We start from the raw sequence: 26,518 nt of genomic DNA, 5'->3' as shown, positions 1-26,518 counted from the left end.
TCGTGTGGCGTGTTGCCACGCAGCAGGGCGATCCCTGCCTGCCGCTGGCGGCGGCTCAGCTGGGCAAACTGCGCGATAAAACGGATCCATTTGGCATGCTGCATGGAAGGCTCCTGTTTGTCTGATATAGACAGTCAGACAGCCGGGGCAGAGCAAGATTCCTGGAAATCCCCTATTTAACGGAGACAGAGCCTTTTTTAAACTTCGCGCACGGATCCGGGCGCGGCTGCGCAGGCATCGTTTGCGTCAGATCAAACGTCCCCTGGTAGCCGGCGACACCCTGCTCCAGGTAGCCGATGCTGCGCACATTCAATTGCGGGTCGGCCAGTTTCAGCCAGCGGGGCACGCCGAGATCCTTGCGCACATGGTCATTGCCGGCGATCAGCACCACGTCGCGCGGCGCCTGGTCGCGGATCAGCTTGGCCATCCAGATATCGCGCGCCACCTGGGCATTGACGACACCGTTGATCATCATGTCGGGCAGCATATTGCAGCGGGCCGCCTGGACCTCCTTTTTTTGCCCTTCCACGATGTCGGCCGGCACGGGCGCGGCCAGATACGTGGCGACCATGGCGGGCGGCATGGACCACTGGATACCGTCGCGCACGATGCGCGAGGCATCGGCCGGCGACAGGTTGCCTGCAATCAAGGTCAACTGGTAGCTGATGACGAGGTCCAGCACGGGCCGGTACAAGCTCCAGTCCCAGCGCGGCTGTTCCATCACGCGGATGATGCAGTCGGGGTCGGCGCAATCGCGCGCGGCGCGCGTCAGCAAGGCCTGGTTTTCGCGGTCGAACTGCTCCATGACGATCACGGGACGCCAGCCGGCCGCCAGGCGGCGCTGCAATTCCGCGACGCGCAGGCGATGGCCTTGCGCATTGTCATGCACTTCACCGAGCAGCAGCACTTGCGGGTTGGGCAAGGTGTCGGCCACGGGCGCGGGAGGGGGCGGCGCTTGCTTCTTCAGCAAGCTGCCGCAGGCGGCCAGCGCCAGCACGCCGCACAGCAGGGCGGCGCGCGCGCCGGCGCGGAAAATCACGGTCTTCATGTCAACGGGTATCCAGAGTGGCGATGCGCCAGATTGTACCGTCTCAGGCCGGCGCGGGTGCCTTGCGGCGCTCCAGCACTTCAAAGACGGCCATGCCAGCCAGCATGGCAAGCACAAAAATCCACGCCTTCGGCTGTCCCGCCAGCAACGACACGAGGGCGGGACCGGGACAAAAACCGGCGATACCCCAGCCCGCGCCAAAGGCCAGGCTACCCAGCAGCAAACGCCGGTCGATGCGGCGCGTCGCAGGCAATTGCATGGGGTCGCCCAGCAGCGACCTGGTGCGCCGGCGCGCCAGCCAGAACGCGGGCATGGCCACGCCGATGGCACCGCCCATCACCAGCGCCAGCGACGGGTCCCAGGCGCCGGCCAGGTCGAGAAAACCGAGCACCTTGGCCGGATTGCTCATGCCGGAGACAATCAGGCCCAGTCCAAAGACGAGGCCGCTCAACAGGGAAAAGATCAGCTTGCTCATAAGCTTGCTCACAGATGGCGCAACAGATACACGGTGAGGAAACCGGCCGCCATGAAGGCGATGGTGGCAGCCAGCGAACGGGGAGACAGGCGCGACAGGCCACACACGCCGTGGCCGCTGGTGCAGCCGGCGCCATAGCGCACGCCCAGGCCCACCAGCAAGCCCGCCACGATCAGCGCCGGGGTGCCCGCGTCGACTTGCACGGCCGGCAAGGCTTGCCACAGCTGGTACAGCAGGGGCGTGCCGACCAGGCCGGCAAGAAAGGCGATGCGCCAGCCCAGGTCACCCTGGTGCGGGCGCAGCAAGCCGCCAAGTATGCCGCTGATGCCGGCGATGCGGCCATTGAACAAGATCAATAGCGCAGCCGCCAGGCCGATCAGCATGCCGCCGGCCAGCGAGGCGAACGGCGTAAAGTATTCCCACGCAATCGTCATGGCAATCTCAGTCGGCTTCGTCGTTGAACGGGGGGCGCGGCGCGCAAAATTGCGCGTACAGCACTTGCAGCACGGCCAGCACGGGCGCGCTGGCAACACGGTAATAGATCTGCTTGCCATCGCGCCGCGTGGCCACCAGCATTTCTTCGCGCAGCACGCCCAGTTGCTGCGACAGGGTCGGCTGGCCGATGCCCACTTTTTGCTCCAGGTCGCTGACGCAATGCTCGCCCTGCGATAGCTGGCATAGCAGCATCAAACGGTCGGCATTGCCCATGGCCTTGAGCAGCGAGCTGGCCTTGTAGGCCGATCCGCGCATGGCGTCGAGGTTGTATTCGGCGTGTTGTGTTGCGACTGTCTCCATCTGGCCCTCCCACAGGCTGGGTTATGCATCATCATGCGATAAACAATATACTAATCAATATATTGTTTTCTTGCTGGCGATTCGCACAAAAAAACAACAGTGTTTTCGCCGCGATAGCGTACTCATGCGAAGCGCTCGGCAGCGATAGCGCCCGCACTATCAAAATGACAAATATTCGTAATTAATAGCAAATATACATACCAAAATTGCCATCGTTTGTGCTGTAATAAGAAGTCATCAGAAAAATCAGAATACGCCCCCGTACAGGCGAATTGTCCGTCCATGCGCCAGCCGGTTTCGGCGGCGCCACACGGTGAACACACGGAGATCAAGATGAAGATATTTCAGCCGCTATGCGTGGCCATGCTGGCGCTGTCGGCCAGTGCATGGAGTACGGCGGCAGTGAGCGAGACGGAGAAGCTGCCAGACGCGGACGCACACCTTGCGATCGACGAAAGCATCAGCCTGAACAACAACCCAGGCTGGGAAACACCGGACGTGCCGTACACGCGCCTGCTGGCCGATACCAGCCCCGCGCAAGCCACTCCGCCTTGGAGCAACGCGCGCCATGCCACCTTGGCGCCTGCCAAGGCTGGCGCATCAGTTCCCGCGCAACAGAACAACGTACCGGCAGCCGTGCCGGAAGCGAGCATGTATTCGATGTTGCTGGTCGGCCTGGGCTTGCTGGCATTGAGCGTGCATGGTGAAAAACAGGAAAAATTCGACGGGTAATGCCTTCCCAGCGGCGCCCTGCCCTTGCCCTGCTGAAAAAATTCCGCCTCGTGCGGAATTTTTTTTACTGCTTACTTTTCCGTCAGGCGGCAAACCCGTTCAATATTGCCCACTGGCATACGCGCCTTCAGCGCGCGCGCGATGCAGGCCGCCTTGTCGGGGCCGGATGCAGAAATCAGCACGAAGGCAGTCATCACGACGCTGATGGCGACGAGCACGATCAGCACGCCCTTGACGATGTCCCAGTTCATGGCTCCTCAGCAATGTCGTAGGTGAAATCATAATAATGCTTGCCGCCTTCGATGCGGATGGCCATGCTGCCATGCAAGCCCTGCAGCTGGCCCGTGCCCGTGTCGGGCACCACGGTGAGCGACAGGCTGGGCGTGCCGCGCGCCATGCTGCCGCTATGCTGCAGATAAAAGCTGCCCTGGCGGCCATCGAGCGTGCCCTCGACGCGCTCCAGCGCCACATAGCCGGCTGAGCCGGCCACGCCGGCGCGCACGCTGAGCATCTCGCCCTGCGCGCTGGCCTCGAGCGCGCCGCGGTAGCGCTTGTCGAGCGACATGCGACCCAGTCCCGACTGCGCGGTCATGACCGACAGGCTTTCGGGCGCCATGGTGACTGCGAATTCCCCTGTAATTTGCGGCATCATTCCTCCTTGCTCATGCGTTTGCGGCTCCCTCTGGCCCATCCAGCAACAATTTTAATTTATGCATGGTGGCCCAGTTGCGCGACGTGACGCCATCGCCCAGCATGGCACCCAGGGCCGCCAGCACCTTGCTGGCCAGCACGCCGTCGGGACACCAGGCATACGCCGCCCATTGTCCCAGGGCCAGCGCTTCCGGCTGCCAGGATTGCTGCAGCAACGGCACCAGTCGCTGGACATCGGCCGGATTGTTCAGCACCAGCGCCAGCAGACGGGCCGCATCGGCCGCCGGCGCCAGCGTATTTTGCGCGATCAGCTCGGCAAACTGGGCGGCCGACAGCACCGTCACGCGCGCCGCCACGCCCAGCTTGAGCACCAGGGCTTCCTCGATACGGACTGCGGCCTCGGCCGGCGCTACCTGGCCCGCGTCAAACACCACATTGCCACTGTTGAGTACGGTGCGAACCTCCGCAAAACCCAGGTCGCCCAGCAGCTTGCGCAGGTCGGCCATGGCCACGCGCTTGGCGCGGCCGACATTGATGCCACGCAAGAACGCCACTTGCTGTGTGTTTGCTACGTTTGCCATGGTTTTCTCCTCGCCTATGCCTGGCCGGCAGGCGCAACGAGGGCGCCATCCGGCAGCGGCGTCACGCGGGGCAGGCGCAACAGGAACGTCGCGCCCTGCCCCAGCGTGCTGCTGACCGTGATGGTGCCGCCAAACTGCTTGGCAATCAAGTTGAATACGATATTGAGGCCCAGTCCCGTGCCGCCCTGGCCCCGGCGCGTGGTGACGAATGGGTCGAATACGCGGTCGAGCATGTCCGGCGCGATGCCGCGGCCATTGTCGCGCACCTGCATTTCAATCCAGTCGCGGTCGCAGCGCACGCCGATATGGATGTTGCCGGCCGTATCCGCGTCGAAGGCGTGCTCGACGCAGTTGAGCACCAGGTTGGTCAGCACCTGCGCCAGGGCGCCAGGGTAGCTATCGAGCATGATGTCCGGCGGGCAATCGATGTCGATGGCGATGCGCGTCTTTTTCAGGGTAGGCTGCAGGCTGGAAATCACTTCGCCAATATAATCGCGCAATTCGAACAGCCGGCGCGCCTCGCTGACCTGGTCGACGGCGATCTGCTTGAAGCTGTGGATCAGGTGTGCAGCGCGGTAGGCATTGTTCATGATCAGCCGCGCACTCTCGCCGGCCGTCTCCAGGTAGCGCACGATGTCGGTTTTCTTCACGGCGCCGCCCGCCACGGCCGCGCTGATGGCGTCCGTGGCTTCCTTCAGCACCGAGGCGCTGGTCAGCGCAATGCCGACCGGGGTATTGATTTCATGCGCGACGCCGGCCACCAGACTGCCCAGCGAAGCCAGCCGTTCCGATTGCAGCAGCGACTCCTGCGTGCGGCGCAAGTCGTCCATCGCCTGCGCCGTCTCCTGCTGCGAGCGGCGCGCCACGTCTTCCGCCTGACGGATGCCGGCGATGATGGACTTGAGCTTGCGCTGCACGGCGTTGAAGCCACGGATCACGTCACCCAGTTCATCGCGGCGGTTTTCCGGCAACTCTTCGACGTCGTCGCTGCCGCGCGTGGCCAGGTCGAACAAACCGTCGCGCAACTGTTTCAGCGGGTCAAAGACGATGCGCAGGCTCAGCGCCAGCGCACCCACGAGAATGATGTCAAGCAGCAAAACTTCCACCACCTTGCGCCGCACTTCGCTGCGCAGGGCCGCATCGATCTGTTCGCGGCTGAAATTGACGATGACCTTGCCCACGATCACGGGCTTGCCGCCGGTAGCGGCCGCCACGGCGTCACGGAACACGAGCGGCGCCTCGACGGGCGTGCCGCCCATGGCCACGTCCGCTTCGAGCGGCACCAGGGTGCCGGAGGCGTCGCGCACCTCCCCCGCGAACAGGCCAACGGAAGCATCGTAGACGCGGATGCCGACCAGTTCCGGCGGCAGCATTTCGGCCGCGACGATGCTGTCGACCTTGGATTTATCGAGGTCCCACAGGGCCGAAGGCAGGCTCGTCTGCAGGCGCGTCAGCACGCCGCTGCGCAGGCGCGCGCTGCCCGATTCCAGTTCCTGGCTCAATGTATATTGGGTATAGCTGCCGGAAATGCCCAGCACCAAAGTGACGATCACGACAAAAAGCAAAGTCAGCCGGACTTGGATACTCACCATCAATCAACGCTCCCGGGACCGGCCGCCGGCCCGCGGCGCGGGCGCAGAGAAGGCAGCAATGCAACGGCCTGAATCAAATGTACGGTATGACATGCTTATTGGCAAGATTTACAGCATCCCCGATTTCGATAGGGACTTTGATGCAGGTTGAGACATTGCGCGATGGCAATGGTAATATCCCGCAATCATCTAAGGAGTCGTCATGGCGGTCACGCATCAACATCTACCCCTGGAACAGGTTCGTCCCGGCATGATTTTGTCGGACGTCTTGCTCGATGCGCATGGACAAGTGCTGTTGCCGCAAGGCGCGGTACTGACGGAAAACATGCTCGCGCTGATGCCGCGCCACGGCATCGCCATGCTGCCGATCCAGGCACCGCCACCGTCGCCGGAAGAAATCGCCGCGCAGCAGGCGGCGTATCGCGAGCGGCTCGATTATCTGTTCCGCAAGAATGACCCCGATGACCCCACCGACGTGGCCACCACCCTGCTGCGCAGTTATGTCTCGGCATACCGCCTGGGCTCGGAGGAGGCAGCATGAGCAGCCAGCTGACGCTCGACGATATCGTCGCCCACCTCGATGACCTGCCATCGCTGCCCGCCGTCGTCATGGAATTACTGAACAGCATAGACCAGGAAGACGTCGATATTTCCGTGCTGGCGAAGAAAGTCTCGTATGACCAGGCGCTGACGGCAAAAAACCTGCGCCTGGCCAACTCATCCCACTATGGCCTGCAAGTGAAGGCCACCACCATCCAGCAGGCGATCACTTACCTGGGCTTCCAGACCACGCGCAGCCTGATTACCTCGGCCGCCATCACGGGCTGCTTCCCCGAAGGACGCTGCCCCGGCTTCGACGACAAGGCTTTCTGGCGCCACTCGGTGGCGACGGCCGCCTGCGCCAAGGTGCTGGCGCGGCAGATCCGCTTCAACCAGGACTACGCGTTTACGGCCGGCTTGCTGCACAACATAGGCCGCCTGGTGCTGGTCAGCAGCTTCCCGGCACACTATGCCCAGGTCATCGCGCACCAGGCGGCGCAGGACTGCACCCTGCTCGAGGCGGAACAAGCCGTGCTGGGCGTGGACCACGTGCAGGCGGGCGTGGCCCTGGCCGAACACTGGAATTTTTCCGACACCATGCGCCTGGCCATCGGCAACTATCTGCAACCGGAAGTGCCAGGAGCGGGTTTCTTGGCGGCACTCATCCACGTGGCCAATGCGATTGTCTGCGCGCTCGACCTGGCGCAGGCGGGCGACGACATGGTGCCGCGCGTGTCGCCGGTGGCGTGGGATGCGCTGGGCCTGGGCGAGGACACGTATCTGCAACTGTTCCGCGAAATCGAACTGCGCTACGATGAAATCACCACGGCATTATTGAGCTGATTCAGGCGGGCTCGGCAGGCAGAATTCCAAACGCAAACGGCCCTCGCCTGGGGCGAAAGCCGTTATGGGTACTGCCATCGGTCCATCTTGCCCGGTCCACGCCAGCCTGTTGCCGCCAGCAGCTACGCAAGCGGCACAGTCAGCGCACAACCGCCACATCAGTGCGCGTAATTCGACTCTTGCGCATCGCCGCGGTCTTCTGCTTTTGGACGGCCCTGGGCATCGGACAAACGGTACTTGGTGCGGCGGTCGCCCATCAGGTCGCGCAGGTCACGGATGCTCATGCCCGTCACTTCGTGCATGCGGATCAGCAGTGAGGCGCCGACCGGCAAACGGTGATGGCGGATCTTGCTGATGACCGGTGGCGCCACTTCGAGCAGGCGCGACAGGGCTGCATCATTCTTCAGCTGCATCTTACTCAGCAGAATATCGAGCAGGTGGTTAGGGTTGTAACTTTCTTGCGATGCTAATGCATGATGTGCCATGATTTTTCCTCGTCTGGTGAATGTTGAAAGAATGCCGATACGAACTTAAGGCTGGCTTAGAGTGTTTAAGTATTTCGAAAACCATCAGCCTCTCTCCTTCTATCGCGCCGCCTGCACGGGACTCGCACAGCCACGGCCAAGCAACGTGCACAGCTTGCCGCGTAAGTAAAAGCATCTGCAACCCGATAAAATGAATTGCATATAAGGCAATATACTAGCCCAAACAGGCAGCATTCGCGGCTTGCGCAACCTTCCTGATTGTTAAATATCAATCAAGCTGCTGGTTGGCTTAGCAACGATGCCATTTCAACACATTAGGATGCCTGCGGGCGCACACAAGGCTTTGCAGCAACTTGTTACAAATCAATGGTGTCGTACAGCAATAAATGCCATGGAGGAACATCGACAGCAGGACCATGCCGCACTGAAACGGCCGCAGCGACATGGCCCGCAAGAGCGATTTACGCTAAACTATGGCCTGAACTTGCAGCGAGCCTGCCACCGGGCAGCCACAGGCGCCCGGCCGGTCATCCACCGCCCCGCCGCCCGAGCAGCGTCCAGCGCTGCAGCCCCCCAGCAGCTGATTTGCCGCCACACTAATTTGTCCCACTTATTTGCCGCCACATTTACCGATAAGCACCGACCCCATGCAGAAAAAAGTATTCATTAAAACCTTCGGCTGCCAGATGAACGAGTACGACTCGGACAAGATGGCCGACGTGCTGGGCGCCTCCGACGGCCTGGTGCGCACCGACACGCCGGAAGATGCCGATGTGATCCTGCTCAATACCTGTTCCGTGCGCGAAAAGGCGCAGGAAAAAGTGTTTTCCGACCTGGGCCGTCTGCGCGAGCTGAAACTGGCCAAGCCGCACCTCCTGATCGGCGTGGGCGGCTGCGTGGCCTCGCAGGAAGGCGACGCCATCGTCAAGCGCGCGCCGTATGTCGACATGGTGTTCGGCCCGCAAACGCTGCACCGCCTGCCGCAGATGATCGAACTGCGCCGCGCCAGCGGCGATGCGCAAGTGGATATCAGCTTCCCGGAAATCGAAAAATTCGACCACATGCCGCCGGCCAAGGTGGAAGGCGCCTCGGCATTTGTTTCCATCATGGAAGGCTGCAGCAAATACTGCAGCTACTGCGTGGTGCCCTACACGCGCGGCGAGGAAGTGTCGCGCCGCTTCGAGGACGTGCTGACGGAAGTGGCGGGCTTGGCCGCCCAGGGCGTCAAGGAAATCACCCTGCTGGGGCAAAACGTGAACGCCTACCGGGGCGCGATGGAAGGCGGAGAGATCGCCGACTTCGCCCTGCTGCTCGAATACGTGGCCGATATCCCTGGCATCGAACGCATGCGCTTCGTCACCAGCCACCCGAAGGAATTCACGCAGCGCCTGATCGACGCCTACGCGAAGATTCCGCAACTGGTCGACCACCTGTACCTGCCGGCGCAGCACGGTTCCGACAAGATCCTCGGCGCCATGAAGCGCGGCTACACGGGCCTCGAATACAAGTCCATCATCCGGCGCATCCGCGCCGTGCGCCCGAACATGGCCATTTCGTCCGACTTCATCGTCGGTTTTCCCGGCGAGACGCAGGCCGATTTCGACGCCATGATGAAACTGATCGCCGACGTCGGCTTCGACAACAGCTACAGCTTCATCTTCAGCAAGCGCCCCGGCACGCCGGCGGCCAGCCTGGAAGACGACACGCCGCATGACGTAAAACTTGCTCGCTTGCAACAACTGCAGGCGGCCATCGACGCCAACACGCGCAAGTACAGCCTGGCCATGGTGGGCACGGTGCAAACCATCCTCGTCGAAGGCCGCTCGAAAAAAGATACAGACGACAGCGAACTGCAAGGCCGCACGGAAAACAACCGCGTGGTCAATTTCGACGCCGGCCCGGACGCGCTGCAGCTGGTCGGCCAGCTGGTCGACGTGCGCATCACCGAAAGCCATTCCTACACCCTGCGCGGCGAACTCGTCGCCAGCGCCCCCGCATTGAAAAGAGCCAGTTGAAAACCAAAGCCCCGATACAGCCGCACTACTTCATCCCTGAGCCGCTCGACAACACGCGCCTGGCGCACCTGTGCGGGCCGCTCGATGAAAACCTGCGCCAGATTTCCGCCGCCCTCGACGTGACGATCTTCCGCCGCGGCGAGAAATTCATCGTCGGCGGCAGCAATGCCGCACGCGCCGTGGAAATCCTCGAGCAGTTCTACGCCATCGCCAACAAGGTCGTGCCGCTGGAAGAAGTGCAGCTGGCCCTGGTGGAGCAGCGCGCGGGACTGTCCGCCGCCTCGGAACACCACGCCAACGCGCCCGCCAGCACCTTCGTCGAGCCGGACATCGCCAGCCCCGTGCTGAAAACGCGGCGCTCCGACCTGCGCGGGCGCACGCCGCACCAGATCGCCTACCTGCGCGACATCCTCGAACACGACATCAGCTTCGGCGTAGGCCCGGCCGGCACGGGCAAGACCTACCTGGCCGTCGCCTGCGCCGTCGACGCCCTCGAACGCGACGCCGTCAAGCGCATCATTTTGACGCGCCCCGCCGTCGAAGCGGGCGAGCGCCTGGGCTTTTTGCCGGGCGACCTGGCGCAAAAGGTCGATCCGTATCTGCGCCCCCTTTACGATGCGCTGTACGACTTGCTGGGCTTTGACCGCACGCAAAAACTGTTTGAAAAACAGGTGATCGAGATCGCACCGCTGGCCTATATGCGCGGACGCACCCTGAACCACGCCTTTGTCATCCTTGATGAAGCGCAAAACACCACCGTCGAACAGATGAAGATGTTTTTGACGCGCATCGGCTTTGGCAGCAAGGCCGTGGTGACGGGCGACGTGACCCAGGTCGACCTGCACAAGAGCCAGACAAGCGGCCTGATCGACGCCGTGCAAGTGCTGAAAGACGTGCGCGGCATTGGCTTTACGCAATTTAACAGCACCGACGTGGTGCGCCACCCGCTCGTCGCGCGCATCGTCGACGCTTATGAAACGGCGCAGGCCGCCAGCGCCGACGCCGCCCAGTTGCTCCCCCTGATCAAACCAGCCGCCGCCAAAAATGTCCGAAAAAAATAAACTGTCCTTGTCCGTGCAATACCCGGACGCCCGCCTGGAAACCCTGATCACGCGCCCGAAAGTGCGCCGCTGGGTCAAGGCGGCCCTGTTCGCCCCGGCCGAATTCACCATCCGCTTCGTCGACGCGGAAGAAGGCCGCAGCCTGAACCGCGACTACCGCGAAAAGGACTACGCCACCAACGTGCTGACGTTTGCCTACAACGAAGGCGAGGAACTGGCCGAGGACGAACCGACGCGCGCCGACATCATCCTGTGCACGGACGTGCTGGAAAAGGAAGCGGCGGAACAAAAGAAAAGCGTGGAAGAGCACACGGCCCATTTGATCGTGCACGGCGTGCTGCATGCGCAGGGCTACGACCACATGGATGACGAGGAAGCGGCCGAGATGGAGGGCCTGGAAACGGAGATCCTCGCGAAACTCGGCATCACCGACCCGTACAAGGAGTAAGGACATGGGCACCTGGGCACTTGATGCCTTCGGCAACGACTACGCCATGGATTGGGCGCAGGATTTGCACGAATATAAAACACTGGAACTGGTCGAGACGACGCTCGACAACGTCATCGACAGCCAGGAAGCGGAACTGGAAGCGCCGTTCGCCGCCGAGGCGCTGGCCGCGCTGGAAGTGATCGCGCGCCTCTTGGGCAAGCCGGGCGAGGCCGACCCGGCCACGGCTGAGGTGGACGAATGGGTGGCCGCCTGCAGGAAGAAAGTCACGCCGCCGCTGCTGGAGAAGGCCCGCCTGGCCTTCGACAGGATCACCGCCGAGACCTCGGAACTGCGCCAGTTGTGGCAGGACAGCGAACATTTCGCCGACTGGCAGGCCGACGTGGCCGGCTTGCGCCAACGCGTGCTGGGCCCGGAAGCCTGAAACGTCGGGCAACGGGTCACTTCAGCGTATTAAATTTACATCAAAAGCGGGGACATCCGGTATTCCCCCACTTTTGGTGTATCCTATATCCCTTCGCAACAACGGCTCACGCCTCCTATGCCCGAGCACCCTAGTGGCGTCAGAACTGACGTCAAGCCCCACCGGTCACTGTTTGAACGCCTGACCGCACTCATTTCCCCCGAGCCAGAGAACCGTGCAGAATTGCTCGAAGTTCTACACGATGCGCATGAACGCAAGCTGATCGACGCCGACGCCCTGTCGATGATCGAAGGCGTGTTCCAGGTATCGGATCTCTGTGCGCGCGACATCATGATTCCCCGTTCGCAAATGGATGTCATCGACATCAGCAAGCCGATCGAGGAATGGATGCCGGAAGTCCTGTCCACCGCCCACTCGCGCTTCCCCGCGATCGAAGGCGAGCGCGACAAGGTTATCGGCATCCTGCTGGCGAAAGACTTGCTGCGCTATTACGCAGAAGAAACTTTCGACGTGCGTGACATGCTGCGCCCCGCCATCTTCATCCCCGAATCGAAACGCCTGAATGTGCTGCTGCGCGATTTCCGCGCCAACCACAATCACATGGCCATCGTCGTCGATGAGTACAGCGGCGTCGCCGGCCTGATCACCATCGAAGACGTGCTGGAACAGATCGTCGGCGACATCGAGGACGAATACGACTTTGACGAAGCCGAGGACAATATCCTCTCGCTCAAGGAAGGCCAGTTCGGCCCCCGCTGGCGCGTCAAGGCGCTGACCGAGATCGAACAGTTCAACGAGGAAGTGGGCAGCCACCTGGTGGACGACGACGTCGACACCATCGGCGGCCTCGTCTCCAAGTACCTGGGCCGCATGGCGCACAAGGGCGACATCTTCGACCTGGGCAATCTGCGCTTCGAGGTGCTGCGCGCCGATGCGCGCCAGGTGCACGTGCTGCTCGTCGAGCGCCTGCCCAACGTGCCGGAACTGGAACTCTGACATGCGCGTGCTGTAAATGCGTTTCAGACGCGCCGCCCCCAATGCCCCCGCCAAACCGCCCCGCAGCACGTGGGCGCGCATGCTGACTGCCTTTGTTGCCGGCGCAGTCGCCGTGCTGGCGTTCGCCCCTTTCGGCTACTGGCCCCTGCAAATCCTCAGCCTGGGCGTGCTGTTCTACCAGGTGCTGCGTTCGTCCAGCGTCAAGGGTGGCGCGCTGATCGGCTGGGCCTATGGCTTCGGCTGGTGCGCGGCCGGCACGCACTGGCTGTATATCTCGATGCACCGCTATGGCGACATGGCCGCGCCGATCGCCGCCATCGCCGTGGCCCTGCTGGCCCTCTTGATGGCCATCTACGTGGCCCTGGCCATGGGTGCGGCCGCCTGGCTGCGCCAGCGCTGGGTGTTGTCCCTGCCCGCCATGACCCTGCTGGTATTGCCGGCCACCTGGACCCTGTTCGAATGGACGCGCGGCTGGCTGTTTACGGGTTTCCCGTGGCTGGCCACGGGCTATGCCCACAATACCAGCCCGCTGGGCGGCTTTGCCCCCATCGTCGGATCGTACGGCCTGGGCTGGCTGGCGGCGCTGTCGGCCGGCGCCCTGCTGTTGCTCACGCATCGCACGCGCTGGAGCGCGCTGGGCGGCGTGATCGCGCTGTATGCGGCCGGCGTTGGCCTGCAATACGTGAACTGGACCCACCCGGTCGGGCGCCCCATCACCGTGCGCCTGCTGCAGGGGAATGTGCCGCAGCAGCAGAAATTCGACCCCGGCTTCGTGCTGGGCGCCCTGCAGATGTACCAGAGCGCCATCACCAGCGCCCCGGCCGACCTGATCGCCACGCCGGAAACGGCCGTCACCGTGCTGCCGCACCAGCTGCCGCCCGGCTATCTCGATAGCCTGGCGAAGTACGCGCAGCAGACGGGCAGCACGATTTTGCTCGGCATGCCCGTGCTCGACGAGCAGCAGCGCTTCTACAATGCGGCCGTGGGCATCACGCCCAACGGCACACCGGGACCGTACTACCAGTACCGCAAGCACCACCTGGTGCCGTTCGGCGAATTCGTGCCGCCCGGCCTGCACTGGTTCGTCGCCATGATGGCCATCCCGCTCGGTGACATGGGCCGCGGCGCCGAGGTGCAGGCACCGCTGCAGGTACGCGACCAGCTGGTGCTGCCGAATATCTGCTACGAAGACCTGTTCGGCGAGGAAATCGCCGGCCAGCTGGCCAGCGCCCACCGCCACGGCAAGCAATCGGCGTCCGTGCTGCTTAATATCTCGAACCTGGCCTGGTTTGGCGACTCGATTGCCATCCCCCAGCATCTGCAGATTTCGCAGATGCGCAGCCTGGAAACGGGCCGCCCCATGCTGCGCTCGACGAACACGGGCGCCACGGCCGTCATCGACGGCAAGGGCGTGGTGCAAAGCCTGCTGCCGCCGGAACAGCAAGCCACGCTGGCGGCCAAGGTGCAGGGCATGGGCGGCATGACGCCATACATTCTGTACGGCAACAAACTGGTGCTGGCCCTGGCCGCGCTGGCCCTGCTGACGGCCTTCCTGCTGTCGCGCGCCGCCCGCCGTGGCCGCGCCGTGCAGCAATAAGCGGCCGATATTGCCCGAAGAGTCACAGTGGGCCCGTAAAAACCGCTAAAATTAGCAAAACCCCGGCCCGGACGCGCTTGTTAGCAGCGTGCGGGCTTCAAGCAAACCTTAACAAAGCGCAGCCTCCCGCGCGGCGAACTCATACGATGCTCACATTTCAACAAATTATCCTGACCTTGCAAACCTATTGGGACAAGCAAGGTTGCGCCTTGCTCCAGCCTTACGACATGGAAGTCGGCGCCGGCACCTTCCACACCGGCACCTTCCTGCGCGCGATCGGCCCGGAACCGTGGCGCGCCGCGTATGTGCAGCCGTCGCGCCGCCCGAAAGATGGCCGCTACGGCGAAAACCCGAACCGCATGCAGCACTACTACCAGTACCAGGTGGTGCTCAAGCCCGCGCCGGAAAACATCCTCGACCTGTATCTGGGTTCGCTGGCCGCGCTGGGCCTGGACTTGAAGCAGAATGACGTGCGCTTCGTCGAAGACGACTGGGAAAGCCCGACCCTGGGCGCCTGGGGCCTGGGCTGGGAAGTCTGGCTGAACGGCATGGAAGTGACCCAATTTACCTACTTCCAGCAAGTGGGCGGCCTCGATTGCAAGCCCGTGCTGGGCGAGATCACCTACGGCATCGAACGCCTGGCCATGTATCTGCAGGGCGTGGAAAACGTGTATGACCTGGTGTGGACCGAGTGGGAAGAAAACGGTATTACGAAAAAACTGACCTACGGCGACGTCTTCCACCAGAACGAAGTGGAGCAATCGACCTACAACTTCGAGCACGCGAATACGGACCTGCTGTTCGAACAGTTCGGCAACTACGAAGCGGAAGCGAAGCGCCTGATCGAGCTGCAGCTGACCCTGCCCGCCTACGAGAAGATCATGAAGGCCTCGCACAGCTTCAATATGCTCGACGCGCGCGGCGCCATCTCGGTGACGGAACGCGCCGCCTACATCGGCCGCGTGCGCACCCTGTCGCGCCTGGTGGCGCAAGCCTATTACGACTCGCGCGAGCGCCTCGGTTTCCCGATGCTGCCCGCCGCAGACCAACCCGCCGCTTGATCGCCTAGCTCATACACCGCCGTACCAGACAAGAACACCATGAACCAAACACTGCTCATCGAACTGCTGACCGAAGAACTGCCGCCGAAAGCGCTGGCCAAACTGGGCGCCGCCTTCACGGCCGGCATCGTCAACGGCCTGAAATCGCGCGACTTCCTCGAAGCCGACAGCGTCGCCACCAGCTACGCCTCGCCGCGCCGCCTGGCCGTCTCCATCACCAACGTGCGCGAAGTCTCGCCCGACAAATCGATCCGCGAAAAAGTCTTGCCCGTCTCCGTGGCGCTGGACGCCAACGGCAACGGCACGCCGCCGCTGGCCAAGAAGCTGACCGCGCTGGGCTTTCCCGATCTGACGGTGGCCGAGCTGGAACGCGCCGCCGACGGCAAGGCCGAAAGCTTCTTCTACACCTACACGGCGCCGGGCAGCCAGCTTGCCGCCGGCGCGCAAGCCGCTTTGAGCGAGTCCTGCGCCAAGCTGCCGATTCCAAAACTGATGAGCTATCAGCGCCCGGACGGCACCACCGTGCAATTCGTGCGCCCGGCCCACAGCCTAATCGCCCTGCACGGCATCAATATCCTGCCATTGACCCTGCTGGGCTTGACGGCCGGCCGCACGACGCTGGGCCACCGTTTCCTCACCGACGGCGAACCGATCACCATCGCGCACGCGGAAAACTATGCGCCCTCGCTGATCCTCAACGCCAGCGTCATCGCCAGCAACGAGGAACGCAAGGAGCGCATCCGCGCCCAGTTGCTGGACAAGGCCGGCGCCGACCAGGTGCTGATGCCCGAAGCGCTGCTCGACGAAGTCACGGCCTTGGTCGAATGGCCGGTCGTATATGAGTGCCACTTCGAGGAAGAATTCCTGGCCGTGCCGCAGGAATGCCTGATCCTCACGATGCAGACGAACCAGAAATACTTCGCGCTGACCGACAGCGAAGGCAAGCTGCGCTCGCGCTTTTTGATCGTCTCGAACATCGAGACGGACACGCCCGAGCACATCATCGGCGGCAACGAGCGCGTCGTGCGCCCGCGCCTGTCCGACGCCAAGTTCTTCTTCGAGCAGGACAAGAAGAAGACGCTGGCATCGCGCCTGCCGCTGCTGGCCAACGTCGTCTACCACAACAAGCTGGGCACGCAAGCTGCCCGCACAGAGCGCGTCAAGTCTCTGGCCGGCGCCATCGCCGCCAAATTGAACTACGACGTGGCCCTGGCCGAACGCGGCGCCCTGCTGGCCAAGGCCGATCTGCTGACCGACATGGTGGGCGAATTCCCCGAACTGCAAGGCATCATGGGCACGTACTACGCGCGCCATGACGGCGAACCGGAAGAAGTGGCGCTGGCCGCCTCCGAACACTACCAGCCGCGCTTTGCGGGCGACAGCCTGCCGTCCACCGCCACCGGCACCGCCGTGGCCCTGGCCGACAAGCTCGAAACCCTGGTTGGCATCTGGGCCATCGGCCTGGCGCCAACGGGCGACAAGGACCCGTTCGCGCTGCGCCGCCACGCCCTGGGCGTGCTGCGCATGCTGCTGGAAAAACGCCTGCCATTGTCGATCCAGGGCTTGCTGGCGGACGCCGCCGCGCAGTTCGCGTCGGTGCCCGGCTTCAAGGACCCCGTCGCGGATGTGACCACCTTCATGCTCGACCGCCTGCGCGGCATCCTGCGCGAGCGCGGTTTCTCGCCGAATGAAATCGAAGCCGTCGTGGCGCAGAACCCGGACCGCCTGGACGACATCGTGCAGCGCCTGGAAGCCGTGCAGGCGTTTGCCGCGCTGCCGGAAAGCGCGTCGCTCGCCGCCGCCAACAAGCGCATCACGAACATCCTGAAAAAGAACGAGGAAGCCGTGAGCCAGGTCGCCGCCGGCGGCGTCAACGTGGCGCTGCTGCAGGACGAAGCGGAGAAAAAACTGGCCGCCGCCGTCTCGCGCGTGCAGCCGGAAGTCGACGCGGCCTTTGCCAAGGGCGATTTCACCAGCACCCTGCAAACCCTGGCGCAGCTGCGCGACGACGTCGACGGTTTCTTCAACGACGTGATGGTGATGGCCGAGGATGTCGCCCTGCGCAACAACCGTCTGGCACTGCTGTCGTCCCTGCACGGCATGATGAACCGCGTGGCCGACATTTCCAAGCTGGCGGCATAATGGGCACTCCGGCGCTGAAACTGATTATTCTCGACCGCGACGGCGTCATTAATCATGACTCGCCGGACTTCATCAAGTCGCCGGCCGAATGGCTGCCGATTCCCGGCTCGCTCGAAGCGATCGCCCGCCTGAACCAGGCCGGCTATCGCGTCGTCGTCGCCTCGAACCAGTCGGGCATCGCGCGCGAATACTTCGACATGACGGTGCTCAACGCGATCCACCAGAAGATGCACACCCTGGCGCAGCAGGTGGGCGCCGATATCGACGCCATCTTCTTTTGCCCGCATGCGGGCGCGGACAATTGCGACTGCCGCAAGCCGAAACCGGGCATGTTCCATGAAATCTCGCAGCGCTACAACACCAGCCTGCGAGGCGTGCCCACCGTCGGCGATTCGCTGCGCGACCTGCAGGCCGGCTTCATCAGCGGCTGCGTACCCTACCTTGTGTTGACGGGCAAGGGCGAAAAGACCAACGAGACGGGTGGCCTGCCGCCTGGCACCCAGGTCTTCCCCGACCTGGCCGCCGTCGTCAGCCACCTGCTCAAGGCGCCCGCCGCACCGGCGCCCACCGTGGCATCGAGTATCTAATCTTCGGAGAACCGCATTGCGTAATATTTCCCTGTTCCTGCGATCCCTGCTGTTCATGATCATCATGATCGTGGCCACCATCGTCTGGGCCTGCGTGTGCTTTTTTGCCGCGCCATTGAGCTACAACAAGCGCTATTGGGTCACCTCGCGCTGGAATGTGTTTATCCTGTGGTGCGCCAAGGTCATATGCGGCATCCGCTATGAAGTCAAGGGCGCCGAGAACTTCCCCGACGCGCCGGCCATCGTGCTCTCAAAACACCAGTCGGCGTGGGAAACCATCTTTTTGCTGCCCAGCCTGCCCCGCCCGCTCGTGTATGTGTTCAAGAAGGAGATCCTGTACATTCCCTTCTTCGGCTGGGCCATGGCGCTGCTGCGCATGATCCCCATCGACCGCAAGCAGGGCAAGCATGCCTTCAAGAGCGTGGTCGCGCATGGCAAGCGCCGGCTGGCCGATGGCCAATGGATTATCATGTTCCCGGAAGGTACCCGCATTCCCGTCGGCCAGGCGGGCAAGTACAAGAGCGGCGGCACGCGTCTGGCCATCGCCACAGGCGCCGTGGTGGTGCCGATTGCGCACAATTCAGGCGAGTGCTGGCCCAAGCAGTCATTCCTCAAACGCCCGGGACTGATCACCGTCTCGATAGGCAAACCGATTTCGCCGGAAGGGCAAACTCCGGACAGCATGATGCAACAGGTGGAAAATTGGATAGAATCAGAAATGCGCGTCATTTCGCCTCACGCCTACAACGCTGGCTAGACGGCATCAGCGCGGTCATCCAGGAGCCGACCCTGCGCCAGCAGATGAAGACCATCAAGGTCGGCGACCAGCAACTGGATTTGTTCGCGCATGACGTCTCGACCAGCACGCCCCCGGCGGTGCGCCCCACGGCACCGCCAGCGCCGCCCGTGGCGCCACCGGTAGTGGCGCCCGCGCCGCCCATCGTCCGCCCCGCTCCGCCTCCCCTGCCCTCCCCCCCACGCACCGCCGATGGCCCGCCACTGCGCCAACTGCAGCTGGGCAGCCACCTCGTCGAATTCGCCCTGCGCCGCTCCACGCGCCGTTCCATCGGCTTCATGATCGACGATAACGGTTTGCGCGTCACGGCCCCCAAACGCGTCACCTTGGCCGAAATCGACAACGCCATCCGCGCCAAGCAGGGCTGGATCGTCTCGAAACTGCTGGAGCGGGGCGAGCGCAAGGTGCAGCGCCAGCAGCGCCCGCCCGTGGCCTGGATCGATGGCGCCGTGCTGCCGTATCTGGGCGGCGAGATCACCCTGCGATTGCACCAGGCGCCGCGCCACCGCGCCAGCTTCCAGCGCGAGACGAATGAACTGCACGTCTGGGTCACGCCCACGGGCAGCGAGCAGCAATTGAAGGAAAAAGTGAAGGGCTGGTTCCAGCACGAGGCGCGCCAGTTGTTCGAAGCACGGCTGGACCTGTATGCGGACAAGCTGGGCGTGCGCTACGATTCGCTGTCGCTATCGTCGGCCGGCACGCGCTGGGGCAGCTGCACCATCGAGCGCAAGATCCGCCTGAACTGGCGCCTGATCCACTTCGCCCTGCCGCTGATCGATTACGTCGTGGCGCACGAACTGTCGCACCTGCTGGAAATGAACCACAGCCCCCGCTTCTGGGCCACCGTGGAATCGATCTATCCCGATTACGACGGGGCCAAGCAGGCGCTCAGGAAACGCTCGCAGGAATTACCGGTATTATTCCAATAAGACGGCACTACCGCCTGCAGTGTTGGTATGGGATACTGAATGTCCCATTCCGCCCATTTCGTCCATGAATATTTTCAAGATGCTGTTTGGTGCCAAGACAGCTACCGTGCCAGCAAACCAGTTATTGCCTGGAGCGCCCCATGACCAGTCTTCGCTGGAAGGTGAGCTATGCCATTATTCCGGCTATGAACGGCAAGCCGCGCTGGAACGCTGCGCTGCTCTGGACAGGACGGACCTGCTGCCCTTGGTCGTCGTGCGCCTGAATGACTGGGTGCCGGCCGTGCGCCATGCAGCACGTGCCACCATGCAGCGCCTCTTGCCACTGACACCAGCTCCCCAGTTATTGCAGATACTGCCGAAAGTTCTGCGCCTGCGCGAAATGAGCAGGAGCGACCATGCGGACTGGCTGCAGCACTTTGAAGACAGCATACTTGAACTGCTGAACGTGCAAGACTTGCTCGATGGCGTCTGTGGCAAGAACGTCCATGTCGCCAGGAGCTGCTTCTACATGCTCCACCAGCATGGTCTGGGTGATCCCGCGCAATACATCGGCATGGCGCTGGCCACGCGCGGAGATACGGTGCTGGCAACGCAAGCACTACGGCTATGCGCCAGCACCGCACCAGAGGTACAAACGGCGCTATATCTCAAGGCGATGTCGTCGCCTTTCGGCCGGATACGTACCAGTGCGTTATTGTCCCTGACGCAAGCGCCTGGAGGCCAGGATATGCGTACACTTGCGCAAGCGTCCCTGCTTGATGCCCAAGCGTCGGTACGCTACCTGGCTGTCGCCTGCCTTCAGACAATGGGAGAGGAGGCACGCATCAGCTACCGCGCCATTCTGACCAGTCCGGGATCGAGCACACAAGCCACTCGTGTCAGTCTGCTCTCGCTGGGCAGCCTGCGCAAGCCAGAAGATCTGGAGCTGATTCACACTTTTACGCAGTCAAAACTGCCCTCCGTGCGCCTGGCGGCCTATACCGCGTGGTTCAAGGTCGCGCCATCCGATAAAGATGCGATCGCCCTGCAAGCGGCAGGCGATGCGGCGCCCGGCATGCAGAAACTTGCCTGGAAAATGGTATCTCACCAGGGCGCGTTCATTCCCTTCGCTACGCTACATCCCTTGCTGGAAGCAAGGGGTGACCATGATCTGCTACTGCGCTACGCTTCCGCCAACAAGTGGCAATGGCTCTCGACCATCGCGCACCTGGCTATGGCACACGCACCACACAGGCCGTCTCATACCCGCCTGCACCATGAACTGCTGCGCTGGATCAGGGACTCTCATCGCGATACCGCTAAACCGGATGGTCAACAGCACGACCTTCTGTCACAGGAGTGCGCGCAAGCGGCGTTGTTCGCGCTGTTGACAGTGCATGACGAGCACAGCAGATTACTCACGCTTGAACTGACACACCATCAGCTAACTCCTGCCAGGACACTGCAGCATTAAACTATGGCAGCAGGGGTTTGATTGCCGCGATCGTGCGCGGCGTGGCGCCCCGGTGCTGACTGGCAAACGCCAGCGCTTTTTCTCCCATCGACGCCAGGCGCGCGGGATCCTGCAGCAGCGCCGACGCCTGCGCCATCAGCGCGTCGGCATCCGCCACCAGCGCGGCGCCGCCGGCGGCAATCGCCTGCTCGGTCACCAGCGCAAAGTTGAAGGTGTGGGGGCCGATCAGCACGGGCTTGCCCAGGGCCGCCGGCTCGATCAGGTTTTGCCCGCCCAGCGGCAGCAGGCTGCCGCCGACGAAGGCGCAATCGCAGGCAGCGTAGTACGCAAACATCTCGCCCATCGAGTCGCCCAACAGCACTTGCGTGCCCTGCGCCACGGCATCGTCCTGCCCCAGGCCGGACCTGCGCTGCACGGCCAGGCTTTGCGCCGCGATCAGTTTTTCCACCTCATCGAAGCGCTGCGGATGGCGCGGCACGATCAGCAGCAGTGCATGCGCGGGCAAGCTGGCGCGGATATACGCATCGAGGATCAGCTGCTCCTCGCCTTCGCGCGTGCTGGCGCACAGCAGCACGGGGCGCGCACCGATGGCCGCGCGCAGCGCCGCCCCCGTCGCCAGCGCCGCCTCGGGCACGACGACGTCGAATTTGATGCTGCCCGTGACGACCACGTCCCGCACGCCGAGCTGGCGCACGCGATCGGCGTCATCCTGCGTCTGCGCCGCCACCAGGGTGATGCCGCGCGCCGCGTCGGCTATGAGTTTGCCCAGGCGCTGCGCCTTGCCCAGCGAACGCTGCGACAAGCGCGCGTTGGCCAGCACCACCGGCACCTTGTAGCGATTGCATTGATGTATCAGATTCGGCCACACTTCCGTCTCCATCAGGATGCAGATGCGCGGCGCAAAGTGGCGGATGAAACGGGCTGGCATGGCGCCCGTGTCGTACGGCAGATAGCTTTGCACGAGGCGTGCGCCGTGTTTGGCGAACAGCGCCTTGCCCGTGGCTCGCCCCGTGGGCGTCATGTGCGTGAGGACGATGCGGCACGCTGGCCAGGCTGCCAGCAGCGCATCGATCAGCGGCTCGGCCGCGCGGGTTTCGCCGACGGAGACGGCGTGCAGCCAGATGGTGCCCGCAGCAGGTGCCGGCTGGCGCCCGTAAAATCCCAGGCGCTCGCCCCAGTGCTGGCGGTAGCCAGGTTCCTGGCGTCCGCGCAGCCACAGCCGCGCCAGCACCAGGGGCAAGGCCAGCCACCAGGCAAGAGTATAAAGAAGTCGCATGATTGTTGAAGGTTAAAGTCAGGCGGGAGGATAGTCCGCCAGCAGGCGACGTGCAGCGGCCAGCACTTCCGGCACGCCGGGCGGCGCGCCTTTGTCGCCCAGATTGATGATTTTCGGCGACCAGTTGCCTTCCGTTTTCCACAGTGGCGAGTCGGCATAGATTTCCACTGTCGGTCGCACAAAGGCGGCCGCGATGTGCGTCAGGCCCGTATCGACGCCGATCACCAGCGCCGCATGACGCGCCAGCAGGGTGGCATCACCCATCGACAGTTTCGGCAGCACGCGCGCATTCGGCAGGCCGGCCGCCAGCTGTTCGGCTTCCGCCTTTTCCCTGGGCGAACCCCAGGGCAGCAAAATCGGCATGGGCGCGAGCGCGTGGCCGAGGGCGATCCAGTTCTGCGGCGCCCATTTCTTGGCGTCGCGCGCCGTGCCGTGGAAATACACGCAGTAGGGAGCCTCGCCCATCCAGTCCGGGCGCGGTTCGCTGCCGGAGACTTCCGGCAAGCCGAAATCGGCCGGCGTGTCGACCTCGTAGCCCAGTGCGGCGGCAGCCACCAGGCGGCCGCGCGCTACCGCGTGCGTGCGCGGGTCTAGCGGAATGCTTTTGGTGTGGAAGAGGCGCGAGACGCCTTCGTAACCGGAGCCTTCGCTGCCGTTGGCCAGACCGATCTTCTGTCCGCCAGGCGCCAGGCGCGCGGCGCCCATGATGATGCCCGTCTTGAGCAAGCCCTGGGTATCGAATACATAATCGTAGCGCGTCTGGCGCAGGCTGCGGAAGAAGGCGGCGATTTCCGCGCGCGTCTCCTTCTTGCCCAGGCTCTTGCGCCAGCGCCGCAGCGCGAACGGAAAGATAGTCCCCACGCGCGGGTTCAGGCGCACCAGGCTGGTGTAACCCTCTTCGACCACCCAGTCGATGGTCGCGTCCGGATAGTGGCGGGCGATATCCGCCACCATCGGCAGGTTATGCAGCACGTCGCCCAGCGAGGACACCCGCACCAGCAATATTTTCAAGGGCGCCTGTGCGCCTGGTTGAGCGGCCATGCTGTCAGAACGGCAGAATGGCGTCTGGCTTGGCCGCCAGGATCACGCTCTTGAACTGTCCCTGGATGCGCGTCAGGGCTGCCGGCGTTTCCGCCTCGAAGCGCATGACGACTACCGGCGTGGTATTCGACGAGCGTGCCAGGCCGAAACCGTCCGCGTATTCCACGCGCAAGCCGTCGATGGTGATGATCTGTTCATTGCCGGGAAAAACGGCGTCGCGGCGCAGCATGTCCATCAGCGCGACGTTCTCGCCTTCCTTCAGTTCCAGGTGCAGTTCCGGCGTGCTGTCGGACTGCGGCAGGGAGTTCAGCAGGGCAGAAGGATCAGCCGAACGCGTGAGGATTTCCAGCAGGCGCGCGCCAGAATACAGGCCGTCGTCGAAACCGTACCAGCGGTCCTTGAAGAAGATATGGCCGCTCATTTCGCCGCCCAGCGGCGCCCCCGTCTCGCGCAGCTTGGCTTTCACCAGCGAGTGGCCCGTCTTGTACATCAGCGGCATGCCGCCATGCTTGCTGATCCACGGCGCCAGGTGGCGCGTGCATTTCACGTCGTACAAGATCTGCGCGCCAGGGTGGCGGGTCAGCACGTCGGCCGCGAACAGCATCATCTGGCGGTCAGGGTAGATGATCTGGCCATCCTTGGTGACCACGCCCAGACGGTCGCCGTCGCCGTCGAAGGCGATGCCGATTTCGGCATCCGTCTCGGCCAGGCAGCGGATCAGGTCTTGCAGGTTTTCCGGATGCGCCGGATCCGGATGGTGGTTCGGGAAGTTGCCATCGACTTCGCAGAACAGTTCGATGACTTCGCAGCCCATGCCGCGGAACAGGTCGCCCGCGAATGCGCCGGCCACGCCATTGCCGCAATCGACGGCGATCTTGATCGGGCGCGTCAGCTTGACGTCGCCCAGGATGCGCTCCAGGTAGGCAGCGCGGATATCATGCGTGGCGTAGCTGCCCGGCTTGGCGCTGGCGCTGCCGTCGTGCGCGACGATGCTGTGGTACAGCGCCTGGATGGCTTCGCCATGGATCGCTTCGCCAGCCAGCACCATCTTGAAGCCGTTGTAGTCGGGTGGATTGTGGCTGCCCGTGACCATGATGCCGGAGCGCGTATCGAGCACATTCGTGCCGAAATAAACCATCGGGGTGGCCACCACCCCCAGGTCGATCACGTCGACACCTGCCGCCTGCAAGCCCTGCGCCAGCGCCGCCGTCAATTCAGGTCCGGACAGGCGGCCGTCCCGGCCGATCACGACCCGCTGCTCGCCCTTGGCCAGGGCGGCCTGGCCAAATGCCTGACCGATCTTGTGGGCCACGCTGGCATCGAGGGTTTTGGCGATGATGCCGCGAATATCGTAGGCTTTGAAGATCGTGGATGACAGAGGCAGCATGGTATTGGACGTAAGGAAAATGAATCGCTAACTGAATAGATATCTGCGCTGGCAGGCAGGTAAAAAACTGCCGCTGAGCCAAGGCATACCGAATTATACGCGCAGCAGATCGATGGCCTTGCCTGATTCAAGCCACTTCTTGACCCACAGCGGCTGACGGCCGCGGCCGGTCCATTGCTCTCCCGCATTCTCCGGATGGCGATATTGCACCGCCACCTTGCCCCTGCGCGGGTGCAAGCCTTCCAGTATCAGCTGCTTCAGCGGGATGCCGGCCTGCTGCGCAATGGCCATGATCTGCTCACGCGCCTTGTCCATATCCTCACGCCCGCGACCAATCAATTCGCGCTGGACCTTGTCCTGCAAATTGCGCAATTCTTCCATTGTCAGTGCTGATAAATTCATACCGTGCCTTCTTTAATAATATGGATTAAAAACCATGCAATATACACCACACTTATTATTTCTTCTTATTCATAATCATCCAGCGTGGCGATTTGAATCGGATGATGCGGAAATATAACCAGACATACGACGCCATGAATAAAAACGAACAGAAAATCAATAAACAGGTATGGCGCCAAAGCAAGGTCGCGGGGATCACGGCCGTCAGAGAAAACAGCCACAGATAGGGCGAGGTCATCGAATTGCGGCGCATCAGCGCTCTGGCTTCCTTGCGTCCCACGGTCCACTGCACGATACGTCGGAAAATCAGGCTGTGCAGGTGTATGCCGTCAGGCATCACGGGCGACTTTCCTTGTATGAATGCACGCCGATAGGCGGAAAACAGGGTTTCAAAGGCGGGGTAAATCAGCAGCAGCACGGCATACCAGGTCGACACTTCCGGATTACGCATCACCAGCAGCAAGGTCAGTTCACCAAGCATGAAGCCGATAAAATAGGCGCCGCCATCGCCCAGGAAAATCAGACCGACCGGATAGTTCCAGATCAGAAATCCGGTCACGGCGCCCGCCACCAGCAAGGCGGACACCAGGATAAAGGAATCGTTCACTTGCAAACCCACATAGGCAAGCGATAGGAACATGCAGATCGATACCACGCTTGCCAGGCCGTTGAAGCCATCGATAATATTGATGGCATTGGCAATGCCAGCGACGGCCAGCACCGTGATGGGCAAGCTCAGCCAGATGAAAGGTATCGCCCAACTGGAGAAGGGCAGGTCAATGCGGTCGATGCGCGCGTCGATCAGGAAATAGGCCAGCAGCGCGCCTCCCATGGTCAGCAGCAGGCGTCCCACGGGGCTGACTTTGCCAGTGAAGTCCTCGATGATGCCGCCTGCAAAGGCGATGCCAGAACACAGCAGCAATGACAACATCCAAGACGTCATGACCGGCAGGCGCCAGATCGACACGAACGCACTGAGCAGCACTGCCACAAAGATCGCCAGCCCGCCGATGCGTGCCACCGAATGCGAGTGCACTTTTTGCACGCCATGAAAATCTGAGTCGAGTGCCGATTTGTGCAATCTCACCTGCTTGATAATCAACAGGGTGAATAATGCGGAAGCGACAAAGCTCACGATAAAAGAAAACATTTTTATTATCA

At 62.8% G+C, this 26,518-nt stretch carries 29 protein-coding genes and 1 pseudogene; 15 read left to right on the top strand and 15 right to left on the bottom strand.

What is annotated here, in order from left to right:
• The 5 genes and pseudogenes from BXA07_RS29990 to BXA07_RS05900 all read right to left on the bottom strand — a co-directional run.
• Positions 1-104, bottom strand: a pseudogene (locus tag BXA07_RS29990) (IS1595 family transposase); the annotation flags it as partial.
• A 68-nt stretch (positions 105-172) separates the two neighbouring features.
• The gene (locus BXA07_RS05915) at positions 173-1,048 is read right to left on the bottom strand and encodes a ChaN family lipoprotein (protein ID WP_076566451.1); all 876 of its coding nucleotides are present in this window, start codon (positions 1,046-1,048) and stop codon (positions 173-175) included.
• Between the two features lie 43 nt (positions 1,049-1,091).
• Positions 1,092-1,523, bottom strand: coding sequence for a YeeE/YedE family protein (locus BXA07_RS05910; protein ID WP_076566449.1), 432 nt, complete (start codon positions 1,521-1,523; stop codon positions 1,092-1,094).
• Between the two features lie 8 nt (positions 1,524-1,531).
• Positions 1,532-1,957: a YeeE/YedE family protein gene (locus tag BXA07_RS05905; protein ID WP_076566447.1), complete on the bottom strand. Its 426-nt coding sequence runs from the start codon at positions 1,955-1,957 to the stop codon at positions 1,532-1,534.
• Positions 1,958-1,964: 7 nt separating this feature from the next.
• Positions 1,965-2,318, bottom strand: a complete 354-nt coding sequence (locus BXA07_RS05900) for an ArsR/SmtB family transcription factor (protein ID WP_070310209.1) — start codon at positions 2,316-2,318, stop codon at positions 1,965-1,967.
• A gap of 333 nt (positions 2,319-2,651) precedes the next feature.
• Here BXA07_RS05900 and BXA07_RS05895 point away from each other — a divergent pair, with 333 nt between their 5' ends.
• Positions 2,652-3,050 (top strand): PEP-CTERM sorting domain-containing protein, encoded by a 399-nt coding sequence (locus BXA07_RS05895; protein ID WP_139335442.1) that lies wholly within the window; start codon positions 2,652-2,654, stop codon positions 3,048-3,050.
• A 71-nt stretch (positions 3,051-3,121) separates the two neighbouring features.
• Here the strand turns inward: BXA07_RS05895 and BXA07_RS05890 are convergent, their stop codons facing one another.
• Genes BXA07_RS05890 through BXA07_RS05875 form a run of 4 tightly spaced genes read right to left on the bottom strand, consistent with a single transcriptional unit; the run spans position 3,122 to position 5,874 of the window.
• Positions 3,122-3,301, bottom strand: a complete 180-nt coding sequence (locus BXA07_RS05890; protein ID WP_076566443.1) for a hypothetical protein — start codon at positions 3,299-3,301, stop codon at positions 3,122-3,124.
• On the bottom strand, positions 3,298-3,702 hold the full coding sequence (locus BXA07_RS05885; RefSeq protein WP_076566441.1) for a DUF3224 domain-containing protein: 405 nt from the start codon (positions 3,700-3,702) through the stop codon (positions 3,298-3,300). The genes BXA07_RS05890 and BXA07_RS05885 overlap by 4 nt, the downstream gene beginning before the upstream one ends.
• 10 nt (positions 3,703-3,712) lie before the next feature.
• A complete protein-coding gene (locus BXA07_RS05880) occupies positions 3,713-4,282 on the bottom strand; it encodes a DUF1697 domain-containing protein (RefSeq protein ID WP_076566439.1) in 570 nt (189 codons plus the stop codon).
• 14 nt (positions 4,283-4,296) lie between these two features.
• A complete protein-coding gene (locus tag BXA07_RS05875; protein ID WP_076566437.1) occupies positions 4,297-5,874 on the bottom strand; it encodes a sensor histidine kinase in 1,578 nt (525 codons plus the stop codon).
• A gap of 202 nt (positions 5,875-6,076) precedes the next feature.
• Here BXA07_RS05875 and BXA07_RS05870 point away from each other — a divergent pair, with 202 nt between their 5' ends.
• Together BXA07_RS05870 and BXA07_RS05865 are read left to right on the top strand one after the other, a co-directional pair.
• Complete coding sequence (locus BXA07_RS05870) at positions 6,077-6,415, top strand: hypothetical protein (protein ID WP_076566435.1); 339 nt, start codon at positions 6,077-6,079, stop codon at positions 6,413-6,415.
• Positions 6,412-7,257, top strand: coding sequence for an HDOD domain-containing protein (locus BXA07_RS05865; protein ID WP_076566433.1), 846 nt, complete (start codon positions 6,412-6,414; stop codon positions 7,255-7,257). The genes BXA07_RS05870 and BXA07_RS05865 overlap by 4 nt, the downstream gene beginning before the upstream one ends.
• Positions 7,258-7,415: 158 nt before the next feature.
• On the opposite strand, the gene BXA07_RS05860 is transcribed toward BXA07_RS05865, so the two are convergent.
• The gene (locus BXA07_RS05860) at positions 7,416-7,742 is read right to left on the bottom strand and encodes a hypothetical protein (RefSeq protein ID WP_034746769.1); all 327 of its coding nucleotides are present in this window, start codon (positions 7,740-7,742) and stop codon (positions 7,416-7,418) included.
• Positions 7,743-8,389: 647 nt separating this feature from the next.
• Between BXA07_RS05860 and miaB the strand changes: the two genes are divergently transcribed.
• From miaB to BXA07_RS05800, 12 genes are all read left to right on the top strand, one after another.
• The gene (gene miaB / locus BXA07_RS05855) at positions 8,390-9,757 is read left to right on the top strand and encodes a tRNA (N6-isopentenyl adenosine(37)-C2)-methylthiotransferase MiaB (RefSeq protein WP_076566431.1); all 1,368 of its coding nucleotides are present in this window, start codon (positions 8,390-8,392) and stop codon (positions 9,755-9,757) included.
• Positions 9,754-10,818 (top strand): PhoH family protein, encoded by a 1,065-nt coding sequence (locus BXA07_RS05850; protein ID WP_076566429.1) that lies wholly within the window; start codon positions 9,754-9,756, stop codon positions 10,816-10,818. The genes miaB and BXA07_RS05850 overlap by 4 nt, the downstream gene beginning before the upstream one ends.
• Positions 10,802-11,266, top strand: coding sequence for an rRNA maturation RNase YbeY (ybeY, locus tag BXA07_RS05845; protein ID WP_076566427.1), 465 nt, complete (start codon positions 10,802-10,804; stop codon positions 11,264-11,266). The genes BXA07_RS05850 and ybeY overlap by 17 nt, the downstream gene beginning before the upstream one ends.
• Before the next feature lie 4 nt (positions 11,267-11,270).
• A complete protein-coding gene (locus BXA07_RS05840; protein WP_076566425.1) occupies positions 11,271-11,690 on the top strand; it encodes a DUF4259 domain-containing protein in 420 nt (139 codons plus the stop codon).
• 117 nt (positions 11,691-11,807) lie between these two features.
• Positions 11,808-12,686, top strand: a complete 879-nt coding sequence (locus BXA07_RS05835; RefSeq protein WP_034746750.1) for a CorC family transporter — start codon at positions 11,808-11,810, stop codon at positions 12,684-12,686.
• A gap of 79 nt (positions 12,687-12,765) precedes the next feature.
• Positions 12,766-14,283, top strand: coding sequence for an apolipoprotein N-acyltransferase (lnt, locus tag BXA07_RS05830; protein WP_083708063.1), 1,518 nt, complete (start codon positions 12,766-12,768; stop codon positions 14,281-14,283).
• Between the two features lie 146 nt (positions 14,284-14,429).
• A complete protein-coding gene (gene glyQ / locus BXA07_RS05825; RefSeq protein ID WP_076566421.1) occupies positions 14,430-15,344 on the top strand; it encodes a glycine--tRNA ligase subunit alpha in 915 nt (304 codons plus the stop codon).
• A gap of 39 nt (positions 15,345-15,383) precedes the next feature.
• Positions 15,384-17,486: a glycine--tRNA ligase subunit beta gene (glyS, locus tag BXA07_RS05820; protein WP_076566419.1), complete on the top strand. Its 2,103-nt coding sequence runs from the start codon at positions 15,384-15,386 to the stop codon at positions 17,484-17,486.
• On the top strand, positions 17,486-18,073 hold the full coding sequence (gene gmhB, locus BXA07_RS05815; RefSeq protein WP_083708049.1) for a D-glycero-beta-D-manno-heptose 1,7-bisphosphate 7-phosphatase: 588 nt from the start codon (positions 17,486-17,488) through the stop codon (positions 18,071-18,073). The genes glyS and gmhB overlap by 1 nt, the downstream gene beginning before the upstream one ends.
• A gap of 16 nt (positions 18,074-18,089) precedes the next feature.
• Positions 18,090-18,830 carry a lysophospholipid acyltransferase family protein gene (locus BXA07_RS05810; protein WP_034746739.1) on the top strand — a complete coding sequence of 247 codons (741 nt, stop codon included), beginning with the start codon at positions 18,090-18,092 and terminating at the stop codon, positions 18,828-18,830.
• A 44-nt stretch (positions 18,831-18,874) separates the two neighbouring features.
• The gene (locus tag BXA07_RS05805; protein WP_076566417.1) at positions 18,875-19,798 is read left to right on the top strand and encodes a M48 family metallopeptidase; all 924 of its coding nucleotides are present in this window, start codon (positions 18,875-18,877) and stop codon (positions 19,796-19,798) included.
• A 64-nt stretch (positions 19,799-19,862) separates the two neighbouring features.
• Entirely contained in the window at positions 19,863-21,251 is a 1,389-nt protein-coding gene (locus tag BXA07_RS05800; protein ID WP_076566416.1) for a hypothetical protein, read from the top strand.
• A gap of 1 nt (position 21,252) precedes the next feature.
• On the opposite strand, the gene waaA is transcribed toward BXA07_RS05800, so the two are convergent.
• The 5 genes from waaA to BXA07_RS05775 form a co-directional block, all read right to left on the bottom strand.
• Entirely contained in the window at positions 21,253-22,527 is a 1,275-nt protein-coding gene (gene waaA, locus BXA07_RS05795) for a lipid IV(A) 3-deoxy-D-manno-octulosonic acid transferase (protein ID WP_076566414.1), read from the bottom strand.
• 18 nt (positions 22,528-22,545) lie between these two features.
• Positions 22,546-23,568, bottom strand: a complete 1,023-nt coding sequence (gene waaC / locus BXA07_RS05790) for a lipopolysaccharide heptosyltransferase I (RefSeq protein WP_076566413.1) — start codon at positions 23,566-23,568, stop codon at positions 22,546-22,548.
• A 4-nt stretch (positions 23,569-23,572) separates the two neighbouring features.
• Complete coding sequence (locus BXA07_RS05785) at positions 23,573-24,955, bottom strand: phosphomannomutase/phosphoglucomutase (RefSeq protein WP_076566411.1); 1,383 nt, start codon at positions 24,953-24,955, stop codon at positions 23,573-23,575.
• Between the two features lie 93 nt (positions 24,956-25,048).
• Entirely contained in the window at positions 25,049-25,357 is a 309-nt protein-coding gene (locus BXA07_RS05780) for an H-NS histone family protein (protein ID WP_076566410.1), read from the bottom strand.
• Between the two features lie 55 nt (positions 25,358-25,412).
• Positions 25,413-26,507: an MraY family glycosyltransferase gene (locus tag BXA07_RS05775; RefSeq protein WP_076566408.1), complete on the bottom strand. Its 1,095-nt coding sequence runs from the start codon at positions 26,505-26,507 to the stop codon at positions 25,413-25,415.
• Between the last annotated feature and the right edge of the window lie 11 nt (positions 26,508-26,518).

Source organism: Janthinobacterium sp. TND4EL3, from assembly GCF_900156175.1.
Classification (GTDB): Bacteria; Pseudomonadota; Gammaproteobacteria; order Burkholderiales; family Burkholderiaceae_D; genus Janthinobacterium.
The sequence above is the reverse complement of the archived record's forward strand: the minus strand, read 5'-3'. Positions and strand labels throughout refer to the sequence as shown.